Origin of the sequence: Rhizobium sp. CB3060, from assembly GCF_025200735.1 — a bacterium.
GTDB lineage: Bacteria > Pseudomonadota > Alphaproteobacteria > Rhizobiales > Rhizobiaceae > Rhizobium.
In genome coordinates, this window is the sequence record NZ_CP104158.1 from 3,426,456 (window position 1) to 3,448,569 (window position 22,114).

Annotated in this window: 20 protein-coding genes and 1 pseudogene; 8 read left to right on the forward strand and 13 right to left on the reverse strand. The window is 60.2% G+C overall.

The window, feature by feature from the left end:
- The first annotated feature begins 7 nt into the window (after positions 1 to 7).
- The 3 genes from thiP to N2601_RS16555 all read left to right on the forward strand — a co-directional run bounded on the left by thiP (position 8) and on the right by N2601_RS16555 (position 4,173).
- Positions 8 to 1,651: a thiamine/thiamine pyrophosphate ABC transporter permease ThiP gene (thiP, locus tag N2601_RS16545; RefSeq protein WP_104824816.1), complete on the forward strand. Its 1,644-nt coding sequence runs from the start codon at positions 8 to 10 to the stop codon at positions 1,649 to 1,651.
- A complete protein-coding gene (locus N2601_RS16550; protein ID WP_104824817.1) occupies positions 1,641 to 2,369 on the forward strand; it encodes a thiamine ABC transporter ATP-binding protein in 729 nt (242 codons plus the stop codon). Before thiP ends, N2601_RS16550 begins: the two co-directional genes overlap by 11 nt.
- A gap of 271 nt (positions 2,370 to 2,640) precedes the next feature.
- Complete coding sequence (locus N2601_RS16555) at positions 2,641 to 4,173, forward strand: M48 family metalloprotease (RefSeq protein ID WP_104825269.1); 1,533 nt, start codon at positions 2,641 to 2,643, stop codon at positions 4,171 to 4,173.
- Between the two features lie 121 nt (positions 4,174 to 4,294).
- On the opposite strand, the gene N2601_RS16560 is transcribed toward N2601_RS16555, so the two are convergent.
- The 5 genes from N2601_RS16560 to N2601_RS16580 form a co-directional block, all read right to left on the reverse strand.
- A complete protein-coding gene (locus N2601_RS16560; protein ID WP_028751537.1) occupies positions 4,295 to 5,158 on the reverse strand; it encodes an RNA polymerase factor sigma-32 in 864 nt (287 codons plus the stop codon).
- A gap of 409 nt (positions 5,159 to 5,567) precedes the next feature.
- Positions 5,568 to 6,140: a CarD family transcriptional regulator gene (locus N2601_RS16565; protein WP_028751538.1), complete on the reverse strand. Its 573-nt coding sequence runs from the start codon at positions 6,138 to 6,140 to the stop codon at positions 5,568 to 5,570.
- 399 nt (positions 6,141 to 6,539) lie between these two features.
- Positions 6,540 to 6,878 (reverse strand): ferredoxin FdxA, encoded by a 339-nt coding sequence (gene fdxA / locus N2601_RS16570; RefSeq protein WP_028751539.1) that lies wholly within the window; start codon positions 6,876 to 6,878, stop codon positions 6,540 to 6,542.
- 208 nt (positions 6,879 to 7,086) lie between these two features.
- Positions 7,087 to 7,491, reverse strand: a complete 405-nt coding sequence (locus N2601_RS16575) for an RNA-binding S4 domain-containing protein (protein WP_104824820.1) — start codon at positions 7,489 to 7,491, stop codon at positions 7,087 to 7,089.
- Positions 7,492 to 7,494: 3 nt separating this feature from the next.
- The gene (locus N2601_RS16580; protein WP_104824821.1) at positions 7,495 to 10,692 is read right to left on the reverse strand and encodes a helicase-related protein; all 3,198 of its coding nucleotides are present in this window, start codon (positions 10,690 to 10,692) and stop codon (positions 7,495 to 7,497) included.
- A 1,289-nt stretch (positions 10,693 to 11,981) separates the two neighbouring features.
- Here N2601_RS16580 and N2601_RS16585 point away from each other — a divergent pair.
- Positions 11,982 to 12,137 carry a DUF3309 family protein gene (locus tag N2601_RS16585; protein WP_104824822.1) on the forward strand — a complete coding sequence of 52 codons (156 nt, stop codon included), beginning with the start codon at positions 11,982 to 11,984 and terminating at the stop codon, positions 12,135 to 12,137.
- Positions 12,138 to 12,180: 43 nt separating this feature from the next.
- Complete coding sequence (locus N2601_RS16590; RefSeq protein WP_104824823.1) at positions 12,181 to 12,435, forward strand: YMGG-like glycine zipper-containing protein; 255 nt, start codon at positions 12,181 to 12,183, stop codon at positions 12,433 to 12,435.
- 398 nt (positions 12,436 to 12,833) lie between these two features.
- On the opposite strand, the gene N2601_RS16595 is transcribed toward N2601_RS16590, so the two are convergent.
- A complete protein-coding gene (locus tag N2601_RS16595; RefSeq protein ID WP_104824824.1) occupies positions 12,834 to 13,559 on the reverse strand; it encodes a beta-ketoacyl-ACP reductase in 726 nt (241 codons plus the stop codon).
- A gap of 124 nt (positions 13,560 to 13,683) precedes the next feature.
- Entirely contained in the window at positions 13,684 to 14,865 is a 1,182-nt protein-coding gene (locus N2601_RS16600) for an acetyl-CoA C-acetyltransferase (RefSeq protein WP_104824825.1), read from the reverse strand.
- A 237-nt stretch (positions 14,866 to 15,102) separates the two neighbouring features.
- Between N2601_RS16600 and phaR the strand changes: the two genes are divergently transcribed.
- Complete coding sequence (gene phaR / locus N2601_RS16605; protein ID WP_104824826.1) at positions 15,103 to 15,675, forward strand: polyhydroxyalkanoate synthesis repressor PhaR; 573 nt, start codon at positions 15,103 to 15,105, stop codon at positions 15,673 to 15,675.
- Between the two features lie 90 nt (positions 15,676 to 15,765).
- Here the strand turns inward: phaR and N2601_RS16610 are convergent.
- The 5 genes and pseudogenes from N2601_RS16610 to mtgA all read right to left on the reverse strand — a co-directional run bounded on the left by N2601_RS16610 (position 15,766) and on the right by mtgA (position 18,892).
- A pseudogene (locus tag N2601_RS16610) lies at positions 15,766 to 16,172 on the reverse strand (hypothetical protein).
- Between the two features lie 165 nt (positions 16,173 to 16,337).
- Positions 16,338 to 16,523, reverse strand: coding sequence for a 50S ribosomal protein L32 (gene rpmF / locus N2601_RS16615; protein WP_003543812.1), 186 nt, complete (start codon positions 16,521 to 16,523; stop codon positions 16,338 to 16,340).
- Between the two features lie 179 nt (positions 16,524 to 16,702).
- Positions 16,703 to 17,350 carry a glutathione S-transferase family protein gene (locus tag N2601_RS16620; RefSeq protein ID WP_104824828.1) on the reverse strand — a complete coding sequence of 216 codons (648 nt, stop codon included), beginning with the start codon at positions 17,348 to 17,350 and terminating at the stop codon, positions 16,703 to 16,705.
- A 12-nt stretch (positions 17,351 to 17,362) separates the two neighbouring features.
- On the reverse strand, positions 17,363 to 18,085 hold the full coding sequence (locus N2601_RS16625) for a DUF1868 domain-containing protein (RefSeq protein ID WP_104824829.1): 723 nt from the start codon (positions 18,083 to 18,085) through the stop codon (positions 17,363 to 17,365).
- A gap of 96 nt (positions 18,086 to 18,181) precedes the next feature.
- Positions 18,182 to 18,892 carry a monofunctional biosynthetic peptidoglycan transglycosylase gene (mtgA, locus tag N2601_RS16630; protein WP_104825270.1) on the reverse strand — a complete coding sequence of 237 codons (711 nt, stop codon included), beginning with the start codon at positions 18,890 to 18,892 and terminating at the stop codon, positions 18,182 to 18,184.
- Positions 18,893 to 19,106: 214 nt separating this feature from the next.
- On the opposite strand from mtgA, the gene N2601_RS16635 reads away from it, so the two are divergent.
- Complete coding sequence (locus N2601_RS16635; protein WP_104824830.1) at positions 19,107 to 20,021, forward strand: polyprenyl synthetase family protein; 915 nt, start codon at positions 19,107 to 19,109, stop codon at positions 20,019 to 20,021.
- Between the two features lie 143 nt (positions 20,022 to 20,164).
- Positions 20,165 to 20,806 carry a LysE family translocator gene (locus N2601_RS16640; RefSeq protein WP_260303205.1) on the forward strand — a complete coding sequence of 214 codons (642 nt, stop codon included), beginning with the start codon at positions 20,165 to 20,167 and terminating at the stop codon, positions 20,804 to 20,806.
- Positions 20,807 to 20,825: 19 nt separating this feature from the next.
- Here the strand turns inward: N2601_RS16640 and ispG are convergent, their stop codons facing one another.
- Positions 20,826 to 22,079 (reverse strand): flavodoxin-dependent (E)-4-hydroxy-3-methylbut-2-enyl-diphosphate synthase, encoded by a 1,254-nt coding sequence (gene ispG / locus N2601_RS16645; RefSeq protein WP_104824831.1) that lies wholly within the window; start codon positions 22,077 to 22,079, stop codon positions 20,826 to 20,828.
- Positions 22,080 to 22,114 lie beyond the last annotated feature (35 nt).

Here is a 22,114-nt window from a genome sequence, read left to right on the forward strand (position 1 = left end):
TGTCGAGATGCTGCTGACGGCGCCTGAGAAAAGACATGCTATTGCCGGCGGGGCCTTCAGCCTCGCCGGTATCGCGTTTTTCATCGGCCTTGCCATCGTCACCCTGCTTGCCGCTGGCATCGAATCCGCCGGCGGCAATCCGCTTGCCGATCCCTATCTTCTGCGCGTGCTGCGTTTCACCCTGCTGCAGGCAACGCTGTCGACCCTGCTTTCTGTCGCCCTCGCAATTCCGGTCGCCCGCGCGCTGGCGCGGCAACCGCGATTTCTCGGCCGGCTCTGGCTGATCCGCCTGATGGCCGTCCCGATGGGCCTGCCGGTGCTGATCGGCGCGCTGGGCTTGCTCGGCATATGGGGGCGTCAGGGCATTCTCAACCAAGTATTGACGGGGCTCGGCCTAGCGCAGCCGGTCAGCATCTACGGGCTGACGGGCATCCTGCTGGCGCACGTCTTCTTCAACCTGCCGCTCGCCGCCCGCCTGATGCTTGCCGGGCTGGAACGCGTGCCGGCGGAATATTGGCTGATGGCCGGTGGCCTCGGCATGCGCCCCGCCTCCGTCTTTCGTTTCGTCGAATGGCCGGTGCTGCGCGGCCTCATTCCCGGCATCGCGGGCCTGATCTTCATGCTCTGTGCCACCAGCTTCACGCTGGTGCTGATCCTCGGTGGCGGCCCGGCCGCGACCACGCTCGAAGTGGCAATCTACCAGGCGCTGCGCTTCGATTTCGACCCTGGCCGCGCCGTAGCCCTGTCCCTCCTGCAAATCGTGGTGACCGCCGCCATTCTCGGCGCCATGGCCTTGCTTCCGGCGCCGGACGATCACGGGCTGACGGCAGGCCGCGCCGTGCGGCGCATCGATGGAACAGTGCCCGCCGCCAAACTCGCCGACAGCACGCTGCTCCTGCTCGCCACCCTATTCATCGGCCTGCCGCTCGCCTCGGTGGTCGTCACCGGCCTCAAGGCAGACCTTCTGAGGCTTGTCAGCCAGACGATCTTCCTGCAGGCAGCCTCGACCAGCCTCGCAATCGCGCTTGCCGCCGGCATTCTGGCGGTTCTCATCTCCTTCGCCATCATCCGCGCCCGCGCGGCGATAGCGGCCGAACGCCGGAAAGCGCCGGGCCTGCGCGCCCTCGCCTTCGCCTTGAGCGGCACGTCCTCCCTCGTCTTGCTGGTGCCGCCGATCGTGCTGGCGACCGGATGGTTCCTGGCGCTGAGGCTGTTTGGCGATCCCGCCCGATTTGCAGCGCTTCTGATCGTCGCCATCAACGCCCTGATGGCGCTTCCCTTTGTCATCCGCGTCATCGAACCGGCCCATGCTGTCCATCGTCGCCGCACGGAACGTTTGGCCGCAAGCCTCGGTCTTCAGGGCCTCGCGCGGTTGCGGTTGGTCGACTGGCCCGGCCTGCGCAAGCCGCTTTTTACGGCGCTCTCCTTCGCCATGGCGCTGTCGCTCGGCGATCTCGGCGCCGTCGCTCTCTTCGGCTCCGATAGCCTGGTGACACTGCCTTGGCTGGTCTACAGCAAGCTCGGCAGCTATCGCACCAACGATGCGGACGGACTTGCTTTCATTCTGGGGCTGATATGTCTACTCCTGACTGTCGCCGGCACGGCCGGTCAAGGCAGGCATGAGGACGAAGGCAGGCGGAATGATCGATAATCAGCGCACGGGACAACGGGGCATCACAATGACCGGGGTCGAATTGCGGCTCGGCACCCATGATTTCCGCTTCGATTGCGAACTGCCGCAAGGCCGGATCATCGCTATTACCGGCCCGTCCGGATCGGGCAAATCCACCTTCCTCAATCTGCTCGCCGGCTTCGAGACGCCCGACCGTGGCCGTATCATGCTTGCCGGGCAGGATGCGACTAGGCTGCATCCCTCCGAGCGGCCGGTATCGCTGGTTTTCCAAGATAACAACCTCTTTGCCCATCTCGATCTCTTCACCAATGTCGGGCTTAGCATCAGCCCGTCGCTGAAACTCTCGGTGGACGACCGGCAAAGGATTTCGGGAGCCCTGGCACGCGTAGGGCTTGCCGGCTTCGACAGACGCAAGCCCGGCACCCTTTCCGGCGGCGAGCGCCAACGTGCGGCCTTCGCCCGGGCGCTGGTGCGCGACAAGCCGATCCTACTGCTCGACGAGCCCTTCGCCGCGCTCGATCCCGGCCTGCGCTCCGGCATGGCGGAGCTTTTGTCCGAGCTTCACCGCGAAACCGGCAATACGGTGCTGATCGTCTCGCACGACCCGGCTGAAGTTCGCCGTCTTGCCGATCATGCCGTCTTCATCGATGGCGGAACCGTTCCGCTTTCAGCTCCCATCGAGCGTTTTTTGATGCAGGACGGCATTCCAGCACTGACCACATTTTTGCAACATTGAATGCGATGCAGCATTTTGCTGCCGGTTTTGCCTTAATTTCGTCGCGGCGGACGGCTGAAAGTCCTGGCATATGCTTGCCAAAATACAACGCTGCCACATTTAAACGGAGTCTCGCTATGCAACTGCTGCCGAAATCGGCTACAGCAAAGGGCAGAGACCACCCGGACGAACTCAGGTCCGATCGGGGTGGATGCAACCTTTGACGAAACGCGGCGATGATCTGCCTAGTCATGATCAACCGGGTTCGGCGTCCGGCCGGCATGGCAGTAAGATGAGTGGGACACAGGCACTGAAGCAGAGCGACTACGCAGGACGAAGGATCAGCACGACTGTCGCGGCCCATGCGCGCCGCTTGGCCCCCATCCTCATTGCCGCGGCGGTGCTCAACGGCTGTCAGTCGGTGCTGGATCAATCCTACCAGCCGAATATTTCGCCATCGTCCAGCCCGCAGATCGTTTCCGAAGTACAGAAGAACGATCCGCGCGCGCAGATGGGCGCCCGCGAGCATCCGCGCATTCTGGCGAGCTATGGCGGCGAGTATAAGGATGCCAGGACCGAGCGCCTGGTCGCCCGCATCGCCGGCGCACTAACGAGCGTGTCGGAAAATCCGCAGCAATCCTATCGCATCACCATTCTGAATTCGCCGTCGATCAATGCCTTCGCGCTGCCCGGCGGCTATCTCTACGTCACGCGCGGCCTGTTGGCGCTTGCCAACGATGCCTCGGAAGTCGCCGCCGTGCTGTCGCATGAAATGGCGCACGTCACCGCCAATCACGGTATCGAGCGCCAGAAGCGAGAAGAGGCTGAAGTCATCGCCAGCCGCGTTGTCTCCGAAGTTCTGTCGAGCGATCTTGCCGGCAAGCAAGCCCTCGCCCGCGGCAAGCTGCGCCTTGCCGCCTTCTCTCGCCAGCAGGAGCTTCAGGCCGACGAGATCGGCATCCGCACGCTTGGCCAGGCCGGCTACGATCCTTATGCGGCAGCCCGCTTCCTCAATGCGATGGAAGACTACAGCCATTTCATGACGGCTAATTCCGACGCAGACCAGAGCCTCGACTTCTTATCGAGCCATCCGAGCACGCCGCAGCGCATCGATCTTGCCAAGATGCATGCCCGTGAATTCGGCGAGGAAGGTAAGGTCGGCGATGCCGGCCGTGATTATTACCTCAACGGCATCGACGGCCTGCTTTATGGCGACAGCCCGGAAGAAGGCTATGTGCGTGGCCAGACCTTCCTGCACGGCGGTCTCGGCATTCGCTTCGATGTCCCGCCCGATTTCCACATCGACAACAAGGTCGAGGCGGTCATGGCGACCGGCCCGGGCGATATCGCCGTCCGCTTCGACGGCGTAGCGGACAATCAGAATCAGAACCTGACGAATTATATTTCCAGCGGCTGGGTCACCGGTCTCGATCCCTCGACCATCAGGGCCATCACCGTCAACGGCATGGAGGCGGCCACTGCGCGTGCCTCGGCCGATCGCTGGGATTTCGACGTAACCGTCATCCGCGACCGCTCGCAGATCTTTCGCTTCCTGACGGCCGTGCCGAAAGGCAACACGACCGCCTTGCAGCAGACGGCCGACGTGCTTCGCTCAAGCTTCCGGCACATGACGCCGGAAGAAGCCTCATCACTGAAGCCGCTGCGCGTGCGCGTCGTGACGGTCAAGACAGGCGATAATATCACAACGCTCGCCGCCCGCATGATGGGCACCGACCGCAAACTCGATCTCTTCAAGCTGATCAACGCCCTGCCAACGGGCGCAAACGTCGCGCCCGGCGACAGGGTCAAGATTATTTCCGAATAATTGATCGCGTATCTTCGCCCCAGCACGAAAATGCCGCGCACAGCGCGGCTTGAGGGCGTTATCGAGAAAAGCTGCCTTTTTGCTGGTACCTGATCCTTCCCCCATGGGGAGAAGGTTTTTATCAAGCGTAACTCGCCATACGCGGATCGGCGTCGACCAGAGCGCTGCGGAGTTTTTCCATGGCGCGGCTTTCGATCTGACGCACGCGTTCCTTGGAAATGCCGAGATCGGCGCCCAGCTCCTCCAGCGTCGCGCCATCCTCCACCAGCCGGCGGGCCCGGATGATCTTCATTTCACGCTCATTGAGGTGCTTCAAGGCGGAAGCCAGCCAGACGCGGCGGCGCTCGCCATCGATCATATTGGAGACCTGTTCGTCGGGCAGAGGCTCGTCGCTGATCAGGAAATCCATGCGCTCGGCGCTTTCGGCGTCACCGGAAATCGACGGCGCCTGCAGGGATGCATCATTGCTGGAGAGGCGCGCATCCATGGTCTGCACATCGGCAAGGCTGACGCCGAGGGCGACGGCGATTTCTTCGTGGATCGACTGCACCGTAACGCCGGTATTGCCCCGGGCGAGCTTTGCACGCAGGCGGCGGAGATTGAAGAACAGCGCCTTCTGCGCCGAACTCGTGCCCCCGCGCACGATCGACCAGTTGCGCAGGATATAATCCTGGATCGAAGCGCGGATCCACCAGCTTGCATAGGTCGAGAATCGTACCTCCCGTTCCGGTTCGAACCTTGCCGCCGCCTCTAGGAGACCTACATAGCCTTCCTGTACCAGATCGCTCATCGGCAAGCCGAAATTGCGGAATTTGCCCGCCATCGAAATAACGAGGCGCATGTGGGCTGTGGCGATCTTGTTGCGAGCGCCGCGGTCGTCGTGATCCTTCCAGCGGATGGCGAGGTCGTGCTCTTCATCGCGGCCGAGATAGGGAGCGGCCATCGCGATCTTAATCATACGCCGATCTGCAGACATATTCTTCATATGCATATCCCCTAATCCTGCCCCAAAATCGTCTCTGTGCTACGGTCAACGGAAAAGACAACAAACATCGTTTCCCGACATCGCTGCGCGGGTGAAAATCTATGAATGGAATGCAATTGGAGGCCGATCTCCGGATATCCGACGATCGGTGTTACGGGTCTAATTCGGCTTCTCCGAAATGACCTGGCGAAGGAAATGACTTCCGATCGCCGGGAAATTTCCAATCAAAACGCATGGGGTCCGGTCCTCGTGAACGTTAAGGGAAACGGCTGGGCGAGAAACTCTGATAACGAGAAAGCGCGCACCAGCCGCAAATACGAAACCTAAACGCATCAGACCAAAAAAGGTTCCAAAGAAAAAACCCGGCTCGAAGGCCGGGTTTTTTGACGTGGTATGTGAGCTTCCGGCCTTATGCGGCTTCGTCCTGGGAATCGTCTTCTTCGACGACCTTGCCGCGCTTCGGGCCCTTGTTCAGATTGACTTCGACGAGGCGAACGGCCTCGGTCTCGGACATCTTGTTGACGGCGGCGATTTCGCGCGCCATGCGATCGAGCGCAGCTTCATAGAGCTGACGTTCGGAATAGGACTGCTCCGGCTGGTTCTCGGCGCGATAGAGATCGCGAACCACTTCGGCAATCGAGATCAGATCGCCGGAATTGATCTTGGCATCATATTCCTGGGCGCGGCGCGACCACATGGTACGCTTGACGCGAGCCTTGCCCTGAACAACCTTAAGCGCCCGATCGACGAAATCAGTCTCGGAAAGCTTACGCATTCCGATGCTCATGGCCTTGGCCACGGGCACCTTCAGACGCATCTTGTCTTTTTCGAAGTCGATTACAAAAAGCTCAAGCTTCATGCCTGCGACTTCTTGCTCTTCAATCGCGGTAATCGTACCAACACCGTGAGCGGGGTATACGATCGATTCGCCGGTCTTGAAGCCATGGCGTGCTGCTGAAGGTTTTTTCTGCTGGATCGTCATTCTTTTCAAAAACTCCCTGTTACGCACCCAGCATGAGCCGGGGCCGGGTCAGTCAGGCCCGGTTGAGACGGAAGCACCGTCGGGGTGACTTCATCCTGGTCCAGCCAGACGCGTGCAAAAAGAAATCCGTTCATCGCGATCCCAGACCCGACAACTCAAAACGTTGATATGTCAAGGAAACCGCGTACGGATTTGTTACTTGCTTTCGTGATGGTTTGGGGCACGCGAAATGCCGCAGTGGATCAGTGTGAGGAAGCTATCACAAAAATCTGACTAAATCAATAATTTGCTTTACGCACACCAAAACGGCCACGTCGACCGCTCCGGCGGCCAACGGCAATGATTCGTCTTTAAGCGTTATCGACTACACCTTTATCGACGGCCTGTCACGGCCCTCAATCAGTCACCCGAACCAGGGTTGGTCGAGAAATATTTCTCGAACTTGCCCTGTTCGCCGTCCATTTCCTTGGCTTCCGGGAGAGGATCGCGCTTGACCGTAATATTCGGCCAGATCGAGGCATAATCCGCGTTGATTTTCAGCCACTTGTCGAGGCCCGGCTCGGTATCGGGCTTGATCGCCTCGGCGGGACATTCCGGCTCGCAAACGCCGCAATCGATGCATTCGTCGGGATGAATGACGAGAAAATTCTCACCCTCGTAGAAGCAGTCGACGGGGCAGACTTCCACGCAATCGGTGTATTTGCAGCGAACGCAATTGTCGGTCACGACGTATGTCATGAAGCACTCCAGGGATGTCTCTCGTTTTCCGCGGATGCGCAACCTGGAACGTCACGCTTTTCCCTCGGAAGCCGGCGGACAGGCGTATGCGCTATGCGCAGGCATGCCGACCGGCTGGTTACCAGCGGGTTGACCGTGAGGTATCGACTTTGCCGGCCAATTTCAAGGGATAAACAGTCCCAAAATCATGGAGTTCGAGCAGAGTTTTCTAATCATCCTCGGAGGTCAGCCGGTCTATAGCTCGCCGGTCGCGTTTCGTCGGCCGTCCGCTGCCCGGCGCGCGGAGCGCCTGCTCGAAGGGAGTGAGACGTTTTGTCTCATCTGGCGGCGGCGTCAGATCCTCATAAAGCAGCTTCGCTTCTTCAAAGGGACCTCTGCGCTCGCCCGGCTGACGCACGATCAGGACGACGTCGCGCCGCTCGAGCGAGAGCTCGATCCGGTCGCCTGCCTTGACGCCGTAGCTCGGCTGAACGACCCGCTCGCCATTCACCCGCACGCTGCCGTTCTGGACATAGACCTGCGCCAGCGAGCGGGATTTTACCATGCGGGCAAAGAACAGCCACTTGTCGATGCGCTGGCGCGAACCGGAAGATGGCTGCTTTTCGTCCGTCATGGCCTATTTCTTCATCTGCTCCTTGAGGGCAGCGAGCTTGGCGAAAGGAGAATCCGGATCGATCGGCTTTTCCTTGCGCGGCGGCTTGGCCTCGAAGCGCAGCGGCTGCGATGCGCCGCGATTGTTGCGGTCGTTCCGATCATTGCGATCGTTACGCTCTTTCCGGTCACCCCGGTCGCCGCGATCCTGGCGGTCGTTGCGTTCGGAACGATTGCCCTGATGCTGCGGACGGCCGCCGTCGCGATTGCCGCGCGGTCCTCGGTTGTCGCCACGGGCCTCGCGCCCTTCGCGATTATCCCGGCCCTCGCGGTTGCCTTCGCCGTTCGCCTGCTGCTCGCCACCGCCGTTGCGGCGATTACCCTGGTGACCGCGCCCCTCGCCCTGATGGCCGCGACGATCGCCATGGCCGCGTCCACCCTGGCGCTGCTGGTTATCGCTGCGTCCGCCAAGACGCCAAAGCAGAACCGGCTTCGGTTCGACCGGCTCGGTGGCGGCGACATCCGCACCCGGACCCGGCAGCTCGGCTGTAGCCTCAGAGGCTTCCATTGGCTCGGCAGCGGCGGCAGGCTCAGCAGGAGCTTGCGCTGCGGGAACCGCATCCTGTGCGGCGGTTTCGCCTTCGGTAGCCGGCTCATCGCCTGCGCCATCGGCATCGTCGTGATCGGCCTTCTCTGCGACGGTTTCCGCAACCTGCGCCGGAGCAGGTGCCGAGGAGGTATCCTGCTGCGAAAGGAAGGCTGCCGCATCTTCGGCCTTCACCGCGTCGGCCCGATAGCCGAGACCCTTCAGGATCTCTTCCATATCTTCCAGCGTTGCGCCGAGAATGGAGAGCATCGCGGTCGTCGTCGTGAAGCGGCGGCCGTCATAGGCGCCTTCCGGACGCGACGCCTGCCCAGGCTTCCACTGCAAGAGCGGACGAATAATATCCGCTAGCCGCTCGAGAATGTCGATGCGCACCGCCCGCTTGCCGAGGAAGCGGAAGCCGGCGAGCTTATAGAACATGCGCTCGAAAGTCGGATCGGTGACCACGGACGTACGGCCCGCCGCCAGAACCGGGATCAGGTCGCCATAGCCCGGCTTGTCGAGGCCGTCGTTCTTCAATGCCCAAAGCAGGGTGATGAGCTCGGCCGGAGCCGGCTTCAGCAGAGCGGGCACGAAAATGTGGTAGGCGCCGAAGCGGACACCGTAACGGCGCATCGAGGCGCGCGCGTCCTGGTCCAGCGATTTCACCTCTTCCGTGACGTCGCGGCGGAAGAGCACGCCGAGATTTTCGACGAGCTGGAACGCCAGCCCCTTGGCAAGACCCTGCAAATCTTCGGCGCGCGACAGATCGTCGAGCGGCTTCAGCACCGTGCTGATATGATGATTCACGAAGCGCTCGATGCGCGCGGCGACATGATCACGCGCATTGCCCGTCAACTGCTCGTCTGCGAGCAGGATGACGCGCGGACGCATGACGTGATCGCTGCCCGACAGCCGCGCCACGGGATCGCCGAGCCAACGGACGAGGCCATCCGCACTGATCGCCAAATCGCTGTTGCCTGCCGCATGGATACGGGCGGCGCGCGCCTCGAATTCCAGCGCCAGCGCCTTCTGCGAGGCCGTCTGGACAGCCTTGGCGTCCGGCCCCTCGGTTCCCGCGATAGGCGTGAACCGGAATCCGGTCAACTGTCCCACATGATGCCCCTCAACGAAGACATCCCCATTCACACTGATTTCAGCTTCCAGCATCGCATTCTCTCTCAGGCGCTTCATGAGCACAGATGTCCTGCGATCAACAAAGCGTTTCGTCAACCTCTCATGTAACGCGTCAGACAATCGATCTTCGATTTCCCGCGTCTTTTCTTGCCAGTGTGTCGGATCGGCAAGCCAACCGGGCCGGTTCGACACATAGGTCCAAGTCCTTATCTGCGCGATTCGCGCCGAAAGCGTGTCGATCTCACCGTCCGTCCGATCGGCGCGATGCACCTGCTCGGCAAGGAAGTCCTCTTTTACCGTGCCATAGCGCACAAGGTCGGAAAAGAGGGTGGCGATAAGATCGGCATGCTGGGCGGGCGTAATCCGCCGATAATCCGGAAGCGCGCAGGCTTCCCATAATTTTTCGACCCGCGCCGGATTATTGGCGAGATCGGAAATCTCCAGATCGCGCGACAGATATTCCAGCGCCTGCTGATCGACCGCCGGCAGTGCCCGCGTCAAGCCCTGTACGCGCGGTGCGCTCTCGAGGCTCGCGCGCAGCGAAGCGATCGAGGAGAAATCGAATTCCTTGGTGCGCCATTGTAGCACTTTAACCGTATCGAACTCGTGACCCTCAATGCGCCGTACCAATTCGTCGTCGAAGGGATCCACCTGGCCCGTTACGCCAAAAGTGCCGTCCTTCAGATGACGACCGGCGCGGCCGGCGACCTGGCCGAGTTCGCCCGGATTGAGATTGCGGAACTGATAGCCGTCAAACTTGCGATCCTGGGCAAAGGCGACGTGATCGACATCCAGATTGAGCCCCATGCCGATCGCATCGGTCGCCACGAGATATTCGACATCGCCGGCCTGATAGAGCGCGACCTGTGCGTTGCGGGTACGCGGGCTGAGCGCGCCGAGGACAACGGCGGCACCGCCGCGCTGGCGACGGATGAGTTCGGCGATGGCATAGACTTCGTCGGCGGAGAAGGCGACGATCGCTGTGCGCTGCGGCAGGCGGGTGATCTTCTTCTGTCCGGCATAGAAGAGATGCGACAGCCGCGGCCGCTCAACGACGGTGATCCCCGGCAGGAGCTGCTCAAGGATCGGCCGCATCGTGCCGGCGCCGAGCAGCAGGGTCTCGTCCCGCCCGCGCAAATGCAGGATACGGTCGGTGAAGATATGGCCGCGCTCCAGATCGCCGGCGAGCTGCACTTCATCGATCGCGACGAAAGAGGCCCGCGTCTCACGCGGCATCGCTTCGACGGTGCAGACGGAATAGCGCGCATTGGGCGGCGAGATCTTTTCTTCGCCGGTGACCAGCGCGACATACTGAGCCCCGACCTTCTCGACGACACGCGTATAGACCTCGCGCGCCAAGAGCCGCAGCGGCAGGCCGATGACGCCATTGCCGTGCGCCACCATGCGCTCGATGGCATAATGAGTCTTGCCGGTATTGGTGGGTCCGAGCACCGCGGTCACGCCGCGTCCGCTCAGGATCATTGGCTGCGAAGTCTGAGTCATAGGTCCATGCATGGGCGAGAAACCACTGTCTTCCGATCAGCAAGGTCCCCAGGGAAGAGAAGAAGAGATGACGACCATATGTGACAAAGGCAAGACCTGAATGAAAAAACAACGGCTAGAATATGCGATTTTATCTTTGGCCGTCTCAACCGAAAGCTACATTCTCTCTGCATCCAAAACGAGTCCGGGTGAGTCGAGAACAGCTTGAGAACGAATCGGCGACGAATCGCTGACTCCGCCCTGTTCCCTTTGTGTTCACCACTATATATGGATTTCGATTTACAAACCGCCACCAGATAGTGAATCGCATTGGGACTCCTTTTTCACGTGAATCAGGAGCCATCACGCGAATCCGGCGAACCAGCCTTCCCGTTTGGAAACATGGTTAACCATCTGTAAATTCCGCAATTTTCCGAGATAAATATCGAGAACGGCTCTGAGTTAAGATTCGGGCCAAAGCCGGAACGAATCGGCGACGAATCGCTGACTTTCCACAATTCCGCATTTGTTCTCCACAACATCTAGTGCCTTCTCCGGCGAAATGCCCAGGACTCTGCAGGGTTGAAGCGCCAAATCACGTCGAATCGTGGATTGCAATTAACTTTTGAGCGAAACGTAATATGAAAAGTCCATAATCTCTCGCATTGATTGCAATCGTTAACTTTCCGACCAAAGCCGGAACGAATCGGCGACGAATCGCTGATTATGTCGTGTACTGTATTTGTTCACGGCTAGATATAGCGTTCGGAGGGGAAGCTCATCCAAAGGGAGGATGATGTGACGATATGGGTAGCGAAAAAATTCGCCGGCATTAACCATTTCGACCGAGGAATTACCACTTTCCGGCGATAAGGCCTAAACCTTCCTCGCCGAAAGGGGTAGGTTCTCCGAGGCCACAATCCCTGCCGCCGTTAACCAAAGCCCAAATACAGAACGAATCGCTGACGAATCACGGACAAGCTCGCTTTCCCGTTTCGTTCACCGCAACATATTGTATTTTAAATTGTTTTTAACCATATCCCGCGGTCGTCGGCGGGTATTTTCTTGCGCAGCTCGCAGCCGGGCATTAACCTTTGCCCGGGGCATGCCGGCTCATCTTCATGTCTTGTTATTTCTGAGCCGGAACAATTTCTCGTGAAATAAGTTTCTATCGACAGCGGCATTGGTGCGCCCTCATTCTCGAGGAGTGGATAAGGACGCATCGGCACTTGTATCTAGGCGCATCTTATCCGCTTGCGTGAGGTCGCTCTGGCGGGATGCTCTAGGCGCTGGACGCGGAGGAATACGCTATGCTTGGTACAATATTGCTCGTGATTTTGATTCTGCTGCTGATCGGAGCGCTCCCGAACTGGGGTTACAGCCGAGGTTGGGGATATGGTCCATCAGGTGGTCTCGGACTAGTTCTCGTCATCGTTCTTATTCTGCTATTGATGGGCCGGATCTGATCCGGCTGAGTTTGTTGAAAATCTCACACTAGGGAGCAATACCATGAAGAAAATCATTGTCGCGATCGCTCTTGTCGGCGCACTCGCCTCATGCACAGCAACCGAGAAGGGCACAGCCATAGGCGCCGGCACCGGCGCGATCATAGGCGGTGTCGCCAGCAATAGCTGGGGTGGCGCCGCAATCGGTGCCGTCGCCGGTGGCGCCGTTGGCTACCTCATCGGCCGGTCCCACGAGCACCAGGGCTATTGCATCTACCGCGACCGCTATGGCCGCCGCTATGAGGCTCGCTGCCGGTAAGCCGGTATAGACAAAGATCGATTTCTTCCGGCCGATCGTCAGCGCTTCGTTGACGATCGGTCATGAAAGCCAAATCTTTCGCGCCGAAAATTTGGGCCGACATTTCTTGAGACGAACACTCACACCCACGCAGGTTTCGGGGGGATCGCGTCAACGTTTTTGGAAAGGAACGGCACCATGGCCGAATTCATTGCAAGTATCGCAGCATTCGCTCTTGTCGGCACCACATTTTATGTACTCGGCCATGCCGTACGGATGCGGGACAAGGAAATGCGCCGTGTGGTCCTTAAGCCTGTCGTTTTGGAATTCAAACCCCGGCCACGGCCGTCCGTGAATTCACGCCAGCGATGACTGCCGGGCAATTTCCCGGCAATCATCCGCCACTTCAGCCCATCAGCTCAAACGAAGAACTGGCCGCCATTGGCGCTGATCGTCGATCCCGTGATGAAGCCGGAATCGTCGCTAGCAAGGAAGACCGCGACGCGGGCGACTTCCTCGGGCTCGCCGAGGCGTCCCACAGGGATCTGCGGAATGATGCGCTCGTTCAGCACCTTTTCCGGCACCGCCAGCACCATCTCGGTGCCGATATAACCGGGGCAGATGGCATTGACGGTGATGTTCTTGGCAGCACCCTCCTGGGCCAGCGCCTTGGTGAAGCCGAGATCGCCGGCCTTGGCGGCGGAATAGTTCGCCTGGCCCATCTGGCCCTTCTGACCATTGATCGAAGAGATGTTGATGACGCGGCCGAAGCTGCGGTCACGCATGCCCTGCCAGACATGATGCGTCATGTTGAACAGGCCGGTAAGGTTGGTATTGACGACCTCGTGCCACTGCTGCGGCGTCATCTTGTGGAACATGGCGTCACGGGTGATCCCGGCATTGTTGACGAGGATCTCGATGGGGCCAAGCTCCTCCTGCACCTTGGCAATGCCGACGCCGCAAGCTTCATAGTCGGACACATCCCATTTATGGACGGAAATGCCCGTCTCCTCGCGGAAAGCCTGTGCCTTCTCGTCGTTGCCGGCATAGGTTGCCGCAACCCGGTAGCCTGCATTGCGCAGCGCTATCGAAATGGCCGCCCCGATGCCGCGTGTCCCGCCTGTCACCAACGCCACTCTGCTCATGTCCACTCCCCTCTGTTACCGCTAGAGCAGGATGAGCGAACCCGAATCGCTCATCCGTCTCTCGCTATTTATTTTAGCATGACCTTGTTTACAACCATTCCCGCATCGTTTGGCGCGACGCGGCTCAAAGCGCCTCGAAGCACATGGCGACACCCATGCCGCCGCCGATGCAGAGCGTTGCGAGACCCTTCTTGGCGCCGCGGCGCTTCATTTCGAACAGCAGCGTGTTGAGGATGCGCGCGCCGGAGGCGCCGATCGGATGGCCGATGGCGATGGCACCGCCATTGACGTTGACGATCGACGTATCCCAGCCGAGATCCTTGTTGACGGCGCAGGCCTGTGCAGCGAAGGCCTCGTTTGCCTCGACGAGGTCGAGATCGCCGACCGACCAGCCCGCCTTTTCCAAGGCCTTGCGCGAGGCAGGGATCGGGCCGCTGCCCATGATCTGCGGATCGACGCCGGCAGTTGCCCAGGAGACGATACGTGCAAGCGGCTGGATGCCGCGGCGCGAGGCTTCCGACTCGGTCATCAGCACGGCAGCAGCCGCGCCGTCATTCAGGCCCGAAGCATTGCCGGCCGTCACCGTGCCTTCCTTGTCGAAGGCCGGGCGCAGCTTGGTCATGCCGTCCAGCGTCGCACCGTGACGGATAAATTCGTCGGCGTCGACGCTGACGTCGCCCTTGCGGCCCTTGACGATGAAGGGCACGATCTCATCCTTGAAACGGCCTGCGAGCTGGGCAGCCTCGGCCTTGTTCTGCGAGGAAACGGCGAACTGATCCTGGTCATCGCGCGAGAGCTGCCACTGGCGGGCGATGTTTTCCGCCGTGATGCCCATGTGATAGCCGTAGAAGGCGTCCGTCAGGCCGTCCTTGATCATCGTGTCGATCATCTTCATGTCGCCCATCTTGGTGCCGCCGCGAAGATGGGCGGCATGGGGGGCCATCGACATGGATTCCTGGCCGCCGGCAACGATGATCTTGGCGTCGCCCGAAGCGATCTGCTGCATGCCGAGCGCAACGGCGCGCAAACCGGAACCGCAGAGCTGGTTGACGCCCCATGCGGTTGCCTCCTGCGGGATGCCGGCCTTCATGGCGGCCTGACGGGCAGGGTTCTGCCCTTCGCCGGCCTGCAGCACCTGGCCGAGAATCACCTCATCGACTTCCCTGCCCTCGACACCGGCGCGTTCCAATGCGCCCTTGATGGCAGCAGCGCCGAGCTCATGAGCCGGAATGGTCGCAAAGGCGCCGTTGAAGGAACCGACAGCAGTGCGAGCTGCACTGGCGACGACGATGGATGGATTGCTCATGGAAGCCTCCTCACAGGTTGAACATATATAAGGCGAAACTGTCAAAGCTTTGCGCCGGAGTCAAACGCCAAGAATTTTGATCTTCCAGATTTCATGAAGCCGTCATCGCCGGCAAAAATCTGATTAATGGAAAGGGCTTGCCGCATCGCACAAACCGATTGTCACCAAGCTTCTTTTGCGTCTACACTTGGGGGTGGAGGAGTTTCCATACAATCAGACGGGTCCAGGAGACTGATAATGGCAAAGAATGAGGGCCAGATCGTAATCAAGAAATACGCCAATCGCCGCCTATACAATACCGGCACCAGCACGTACGTGACGCTGGATGACCTGGCGGAGATGGTGAAGAAGGGAGAGGAATTTATCGTCCAAGATGCAAAAAGCGGCGAAGAAATCACGCATTCGGTGCTGACGCAGATTATTTTCGAACAGGAATCGAAGACCGGAAATACGCTGTTGCCGATTTCATTCCTCCGGCAGTTGATCACCTATTACGGCGATCAGATGCAGATGGTCGTCCCGAGCTTTCTCGAACATTCCATGCGCGCCTTCACCGAACAGCAGACACAGATGCGCGATCAGATCAACCGCGCCTTCGGCGAAACGCCGCTCGGCAAGAACCTGCAATTGCCGATCCAGATGGTCGAAGAACAGGTCCGCCGCAATACCGAAATGTTCCAGCAGGCCATGCAGATGTTCTCCCCCTTCATGAAGCCGCCGGCAAAGGAAAGTCGCAAGGCGGAGGCAAAGGACATCGACGAGTTGAAAGAGCAGCTCCGCGCGATGCAGAACAAGCTGGATAGTTTGTGAGCATCTTGCCGATGCCCGCCCACAGTGCAGCGCCGCTTTAATCCGTGCTCTGTACGAGCTTCTCCCCGTCGGGGGAGAAGTCAAAAACCCTCACAATCCGATCGAAACATCCCGTCCCGCCGAGCGGATCGAGATCGTGAATCCGCCGATGACATCGATGAAGTGATGACCATCAGGATGAAGAAGGTCTGTGTCGCCGCATCCTTGACCAGCAGGAATTCGACGAGATAGGCGATGAACACCAGCATCGACAGTATGTGATTGAGCAGCGAGCCGGAACCGTTGCGCGTCGCCTTCAAGATTTCGAAGAACAGCGTGATCAGCGCGATGACGATGAAGAGATCGCCGAGCTGCAGCGTCCATGTCGCGCCCGAGAGCATGGGAAGAGCAAGGATGACATTGTTGAGCGAAGCGATGCCGCCGGCGCCCATCAGACCCAGCATCGCCAGATTGTAGAGCACGAGCGGAACGATCATCAGCGGGAAGGCAACAATCATAGCCAGGAAAATCCCTTCGGAATTGAAGTCGCCGCGAGTCTTAAAGCAAATCCAGGAAAAGTGCGAAGCGTTTTCCGGCGTGATCCTGCTGAACCGAATGCACAAACAGAAAAAGGCCGGCGAGACGCCAGCCTTTTAATCTCAGCCTTTAAGGCAGCGCTTGAATTATGCGCTTTCCTTCGGCGTCAGAACCTGACGACCGCGATACATGCCGGTCTTCAGGTCGATATGATGCGGGCGACGCAGTTCGCCGGAGTTCTTGTCTTCGACATAGGTCGGAGCCTTCAGCGCATCGGCCGAGCGGCGCATACCGCGCTTGGACGGGCTCGTTTTTCTCTTCGGTACAGCCATTCTCGTTACTCCACTTTGCGGACGAAACATATCAGCGGCCAGCCAGGCGGCCGAAACAGACATGGATCAATTTCGGAAATTGGGCGGGCTTATACATGGCTAAAGGGACTTTGACCAGTCCCTTCCCGCATTTTTTGCCCGCACCATCTGATTCGGCGGGATGGAAGCCGAATCAGCGATCAGGCTTCGTCTTCCGGCACGATCCACGGCTCCTCACGCGCCGCTTTTTCCCATTTCTGCCAGGCGGGCAGGGCTTTCATCGCGGCCATATAGTCCAGCGTGTCGGCGGCACTGACGAGATCATAAACTTCAAAGCGGTTGACGATCGGCGCGAACATGGCATCGGCGCCGGAGAAAGCGCCGAACAGGAACGGGCCGCCGGATAGGGCGCGCATGTCGCGCCAGATCGTCTCGATCCGCGCCACGTCCTCCATGACACCCTCCGGCAGGTCGAGCCGGCTGACGGGGCGACGGATGTTCATCGGGCAGGCGTTGCGCAACGCCCGGAAGCCCGCCAGCATTTCCATGGAAATCGAGCGCGCCGTGGCCCGTGCCTGGCGATCACTAGGCCAGAGGCCTGCATCCGGGAAAAGCTCGGCCACATATTCGATGATGGCGAGCGATTCCCAGACCTTGAAGCCATCATGAACGAGCATCGGCACCCTGCCGGTCGGCGAAACCTCGCGGATGCGCGGGTTGCCGGCCGGAAAGTCGAAGGGGATCAGCACCTCTTCGAATGCGATGCCGCAACCCTCCAAGGCGATCCACGGCCGAAACGACCAGGAGGAATAGTTCTTGTTTCCGATATAGAGGGTCAGCTTGTCCATGATTTGTCCTTCTTATTTTTGGAACTCGAATACCAGAAGTTCCTCGAAATGCTTCATGTCGTCGAATGCGCAGAAAGCCGGTGGTCGCAGCTCGAGAACCGGCACCTCGGCGCGAACATCGGCGGCAACCTTGTCCAGCATCGCCTGCCAGCGTGGCAGCGCCTCGTCATCCAGCCGCTCGATGACATAGGAGAAGGTGATGTGGAACGGATAGACGTCATGATCGGGATGGCGATAGCCGAGTAGATCCGCAAAAGCGTTGCGCCACTCCCGCATCACCTGCTGATCCCTCTCGGTCGCGCCATCCATCAAGAGGCCGCTCGGCCGCGCACGCGTCACCGCCACGTTGAAGGGATCGCGCATGGAAAAAGCCTTCAGGCGCTCGCCCATGATCTCGGTCATCTCATCGATCGGCGTATCGAGCGCGATATCCGCCGGCCAATAGAGCTGCTTGCGGCGATATTCGATAATACCCTGAAACAGCGTCATATGCAGGCTGGAAATCGGCGTAAAGGTGAATTGCGCGGCTTCCGGCATCGCCAGAAATTTCTCGCGCGCCGCAACGAGGGCCTGCTGCGTTTCGGAGCCTTCCACCACATGGCAGACGATCGTATTGCCAGGCTCGTATTGGAAATTGCCCGAGAGATCAAAGCGCGTGCCGAGATGAATGGACGGTTCGGGATGGCGGCTCTTGGAATAGTTCAGCAGTTCGGGCGAGAAGGCATCAATGTTCATTGGGCAAATGTCCGGTTTGGTTGGCAGATACCCGCCCTTACGTCACAAGCAAGAATGTCAGATGACGGTCAGCCAATCGAACGACAAGTTCTGATATCAGTTATAAAGGCATTTGATGTACTCGCCGGAACTCCTCGCGCGGCGCTGGATCAGCGAGGCGAGTTGGCGCAGTCCGCGCCCCGGCTTGCTTGCCACCCGGTCGATCGGATTGGGCAGAGAGACGGCGAGAAGAGCGGCCTGACGGGCGTTCAGCTTCGAGGCGGGCACCTTGAAATGATAGCGTGCCGCCGCCTCTATGCCGTAGATGCCCGGCCCCCATTCGGCGATATTCAGATAGATTTCCATCATCCGCCGCTTCGACCAGACGAACGAGGAGGAGACGGCCAGCGGCAGCTCCAGCGCCTTGCGCACGAAGGAGCGGCTGTTCCAGAGGAAAAGATTCTTTGAGGTCTGCATGGGGATGGTGCTGCCGCCCCGCGTGGACTGGCCCCGCAGCGTATCCTGTACCAGCATGCGCATCTCGCCCCAGTCGACCCCACCATGAAAGCAGAATTGTCCGTCCTCAGAAGCCATGACCGACTGCACCAGCACCGGCGCTATCTCATCGAAGGAAACCCACCGACGATCATATCCCTGAAACGTGAGGGCATCGCGCAGCATCAAAGTCGAAATCGGGTGGGTGAATGGCAGAACGTAAAGCAGGATGAACAGATAGGGCAGCAGCATCAAACCGACGAGGAGGAGAACGATACGCTGCCAGAGCGGACGGGCCTTGAACCGTGCAAGCCGGCCCGAGCGTTGCGGCATCTCGGCTTCCTCATCGCTGTCCGTCGGTATGTCCAATTGCTGAAGGTCCACCCGTTGCTCCACCCCGGAGCACTCCTGCGTCCGAGGAACGCGCAGGAATGCTGCAATTGTCATACCGTCTACACAGAGCGATGACCAGAGTGCGACGAGATTCCCACCCTGGCTGTTGACAATTCTCGTTGCCAGCAACACGCACTCATGCCAAACAGCGGCCATGGACAGCACCAATTCCTCCTTCGAACATCGCCTCAGGGACAATGCCGGCAAGGTCGAGGCTGTCCTGAACGAGCTTCTCGCGGACGCCTGCCTGAACGGTGAGATCATCCGTCCCACCCGCCTGCTCGAAGCGATGCGTCATGGCGTGCTGAACGGCGGCAAGCGACTGCGACCCTTTCTCGTGATGGAGACGGCCGCACTTCTCGGCGGCAACGGCGACGCAGCGCTCCGCATCGGAGCGGCGCTCGAATGCGTGCACTGTTATTCGCTGGTCCACGACGACCTGCCGGCGATGGACGACGACGATCTGCGCCGCGGGCAGCCGACCGTGCATGTCGCCTTCGACTATGCAACGGCGATCCTCGCCGGCGATAGCCTGCTGACCTATGCCTTCGATATCATCGCCGCGCCGGAAACCAGCCTGCCGGCCGACCGGAAGATCGAGCTCGTGCTGGCGCTATCGCGCGCGGCGGGGATCGGCGGGATGGCCGGCGGTCAGGCCCTTGATCTTGCTGCCGAAAAAGAGACGCCGGACGAACGCGGCATCACCACGCTGCAGGCCATGAAGACCGGTGCGCTGATCCGCTTTGCCTGCGAAGCCGGCGCCATCATCGCCGGTGCCCCGGCTGAGGACCGTCAGCGGCTGCGTATCTTCGGCGAAAAGATCGGTCTCGCCTTCCAACTCGCCGACGATCTCCTCGATTTGACCGCCGATGCTGCAACCATGGGCAAGGCCACCGGCAAGGATGCCGCCCGCGGCAAAGGCACGCTGGTCGCGCTGCATGGCCAGGCCTGGGCCGAAACCACGCTTGCGCGCCTGGTGGCGGAAGCCGCGGAGTTGCTCTCTCCCTATGGAGAGAAGGCGGCTTTGCTGATCGAGACGGCGCGCTTCGTGGCAAGCCGCCGGAGCTGAGAAGCTCTCGGCGCAAAATGTCACCGTGACAAAAAATCTCCGGGACAAGAGTGACGTCCTGGCGATTCCGTGGCAATTCTGGCGCCTGCAGTGTCAAGCACGCGGAATTGGCCGCGCTGTCTGACATCCTGCGGAGCTATCCCATGCATGAGGCGCTTGCCTATCTGCCGCAGATCCTGCCGGCCTATATTGCCTATATCATCGCCGTCGTCAGTCCTGGACCGGCGATCATGGCCATCATCGGAACATCAATGACCCACGGCCGCAAGGCGGGCATGACGATTTCGCTCGGCATCTTCGGCGGCTCGCTGACCTGGGCGATCGCTGCCGCCGCCGGGCTTGCCACCCTGTTGCAAACCTACGCGATGGCGCTGGAGATCCTGAAGATTTTTGGCGGGTTCTATCTGCTCTATCTCGCCTACAAGGCATTTCGCGCTGTGCGCGCCAGTGGCGACCTGCCGGCCGCCACGGCGGAGCAGAAGACGCCAAGCTTCAAGTCGCTGATCCTGCGCGGCTACGGCATCCACGTCACCAATCCGAAAGCGATCTTCGCTTGGCTCGCCATCATCGCGCTCGGTATGCCGCCGGGTGCGCCGGCTTCCGTTGCGGTACTCATTATAACCGTGTGCGGAGCGACCGGTTTTGTTGCTTTCATGGGCTATGCGACGCTGTTCTCGACGCCGCATGCTCTGAAGATTTACAGGAACGCGCGCCGATGGATCGAAGGCGCCATGGCCGGCTTCTATTGCTTTGCCGGCATCAAGCTGCTGACCAGCAACGTCTGAGGCCAGTTCCGGCGGCGGATCACTCCGCCGCAGCACTCTTCTGGCCGAAACGCTTCTCGATATAGTCGGTAACCAGCGCCTCGAAGTCCGAAGCGATATTCGGGCCGCGCAGCGTCATCGCCTTCTTGCCGTCGATGAAGACTGGGGCGGCGGGCGTTTCGCCAGTGCCGGGCAGCGAGATGCCGATATCGGCATGCTTGCTCTCGCCGGGACCATTGACGATGCAGCCCATGACGGCGACGTTGAGCGCCTCGACACCCGGATATTTCTCGCGCCAGACCGGCATGTTCTTGCGGATGTCGTTCTGAATGTTCTGCGCCAGTTCCTGGAACACGGTCGAGGTCGTCCGGCCGCAGCCGGGACAGGCCGCGACAACCGGCACGAACTGGCGGAAACCCATCACCTGCAGCAGTTCCTGCGCCACCTGCACTTCGCGGGTGCGGTCGCCATTCGGCTCCGGCGTCAATGAGACACGGATAGTGTCGCCGATGCCGTGCTGCAGCACATAGCCCATGGCGGCGGATGAGGCGACGATGCCCTTCGAGCCCATGCCGGCCTCGGTGAGGCCAAGATGCAGCGCATGATCGGAACGGGCAGCGAGCATGGAATAGACGGCGATCAGGTCCTGCACCTGGCTGACCTTGGCCGAGAGAATGATGCGATTGCGCGGCAGGCCGATTTCCTCGGCAAGGTCGGCCGAAATCAGCGCCGACTGCACGATCGTCTCGCGCGTCACCTCGCGGGCCGAGAGCGGCGAGCCCTCGGCCGCATTCTTGTCCATCAGCGCCGTCAGCAGGTCCTGGTCGAGCGAGCCCCAGTTGACGCCGATGCGCACCGGCTTGTCGTAGCGGATCGCCATCTCGATGATTTCAGCGAATTGCTTATCCTTCTTGTCCTTGAAGCCGACATTGCCGGGATTGATGCGGTATTTCGCCAGCGCCTCGGCGCAGGCCGGATGGTCGGCAAGCAGCTTATGGCCGATATAATGGAAATCGCCGATCAGCGGCACGTCCATGCCAAGGCGCAGCAGCCGCTCGCGGATCTTCGGAACGGCGGCGGCACTTTCGTCGCGATCGACGGTGATGCGCACCAGCTCAGAACCGGACCTATAGAGCGCTGCGACCTGCGCCACCGTCGAATCGATATCGGCGGTATCGGTGTTGGTCATGGACTGCACGACCACGGGCGCGCCGCCGCCGACAATCACGCCGCCGACATCGACGGCAACGGAGGAACGGCGCGGTTTCGGATCGAAATCACTGGCGGACGACATGGAAAGCTCTCGTTAGCCTCGGGAAATGGGTGCCT

Coding starts and splice junctions, on each gene's coding strand:
- N2601_RS16560 (WP_028751537.1), bottom strand. CDS start 5,158: ATGAAGAATATGTCTGCAGATCGGCGTATGATTAAGATCGCGATGGCC.
- thiP (WP_104824816.1), top strand. CDS start 8: ATGCTGCTGACGGCGCCTGAGAAAAGACATGCTATTGCCGGCGGGGCC.
- ispG (WP_104824831.1), bottom strand. CDS start 22,079: ATGTCGTCCGCCAGTGATTTCGATCCGAAACCGCGCCGTTCCTCCGTT.
- N2601_RS16585 (WP_104824822.1), top strand. CDS start 11,982: ATGCTTGGTACAATATTGCTCGTGATTTTGATTCTGCTGCTGATCGGA.
- N2601_RS16555 (WP_104825269.1), top strand. CDS start 2,641: ATGAGTGGGACACAGGCACTGAAGCAGAGCGACTACGCAGGACGAAGG.
- fdxA (WP_028751539.1), bottom strand. CDS start 6,878: ATGACATACGTCGTGACCGACAATTGCGTTCGCTGCAAATACACCGAT.
- N2601_RS16565 (WP_028751538.1), bottom strand. CDS start 6,140: ATGACGATCCAGCAGAAAAAACCTTCAGCAGCACGCCATGGCTTCAAG.
- mtgA (WP_104825270.1), bottom strand. CDS start 18,892: ATGCCGCAACGCTCGGGCCGGCTTGCACGGTTCAAGGCCCGTCCGCTC.
- N2601_RS16620 (WP_104824828.1), bottom strand. CDS start 17,350: ATGGACAAGCTGACCCTCTATATCGGAAACAAGAACTATTCCTCCTGG.
- N2601_RS16550 (WP_104824817.1), top strand. CDS start 1,641: ATGATCGATAATCAGCGCACGGGACAACGGGGCATCACAATGACCGGG.
- phaR (WP_104824826.1), top strand. CDS start 15,103: ATGGCAAAGAATGAGGGCCAGATCGTAATCAAGAAATACGCCAATCGC.
- N2601_RS16595 (WP_104824824.1), bottom strand. CDS start 13,559: ATGAGCAGAGTGGCGTTGGTGACAGGCGGGACACGCGGCATCGGGGCG.
- N2601_RS16625 (WP_104824829.1), bottom strand. CDS start 18,085: ATGAACATTGATGCCTTCTCGCCCGAACTGCTGAACTATTCCAAGAGC.
- N2601_RS16590 (WP_104824823.1), top strand. CDS start 12,181: ATGAAGAAAATCATTGTCGCGATCGCTCTTGTCGGCGCACTCGCCTCA.
- N2601_RS16580 (WP_104824821.1), bottom strand. CDS start 10,692: ATGACTCAGACTTCGCAGCCAATGATCCTGAGCGGACGCGGCGTGACC.
- N2601_RS16635 (WP_104824830.1), top strand. CDS start 19,107: ATGGACAGCACCAATTCCTCCTTCGAACATCGCCTCAGGGACAATGCC.
- N2601_RS16640 (WP_260303205.1), top strand. CDS start 20,165: ATGCATGAGGCGCTTGCCTATCTGCCGCAGATCCTGCCGGCCTATATT.
- N2601_RS16600 (WP_104824825.1), bottom strand. CDS start 14,865: ATGAGCAATCCATCCATCGTCGTCGCCAGTGCAGCTCGCACTGCTGTC.
- rpmF (WP_003543812.1), bottom strand. CDS start 16,523: ATGGCTGTACCGAAGAGAAAAACGAGCCCGTCCAAGCGCGGTATGCGC.
- N2601_RS16575 (WP_104824820.1), bottom strand. CDS start 7,491: ATGACGGACGAAAAGCAGCCATCTTCCGGTTCGCGCCAGCGCATCGAC.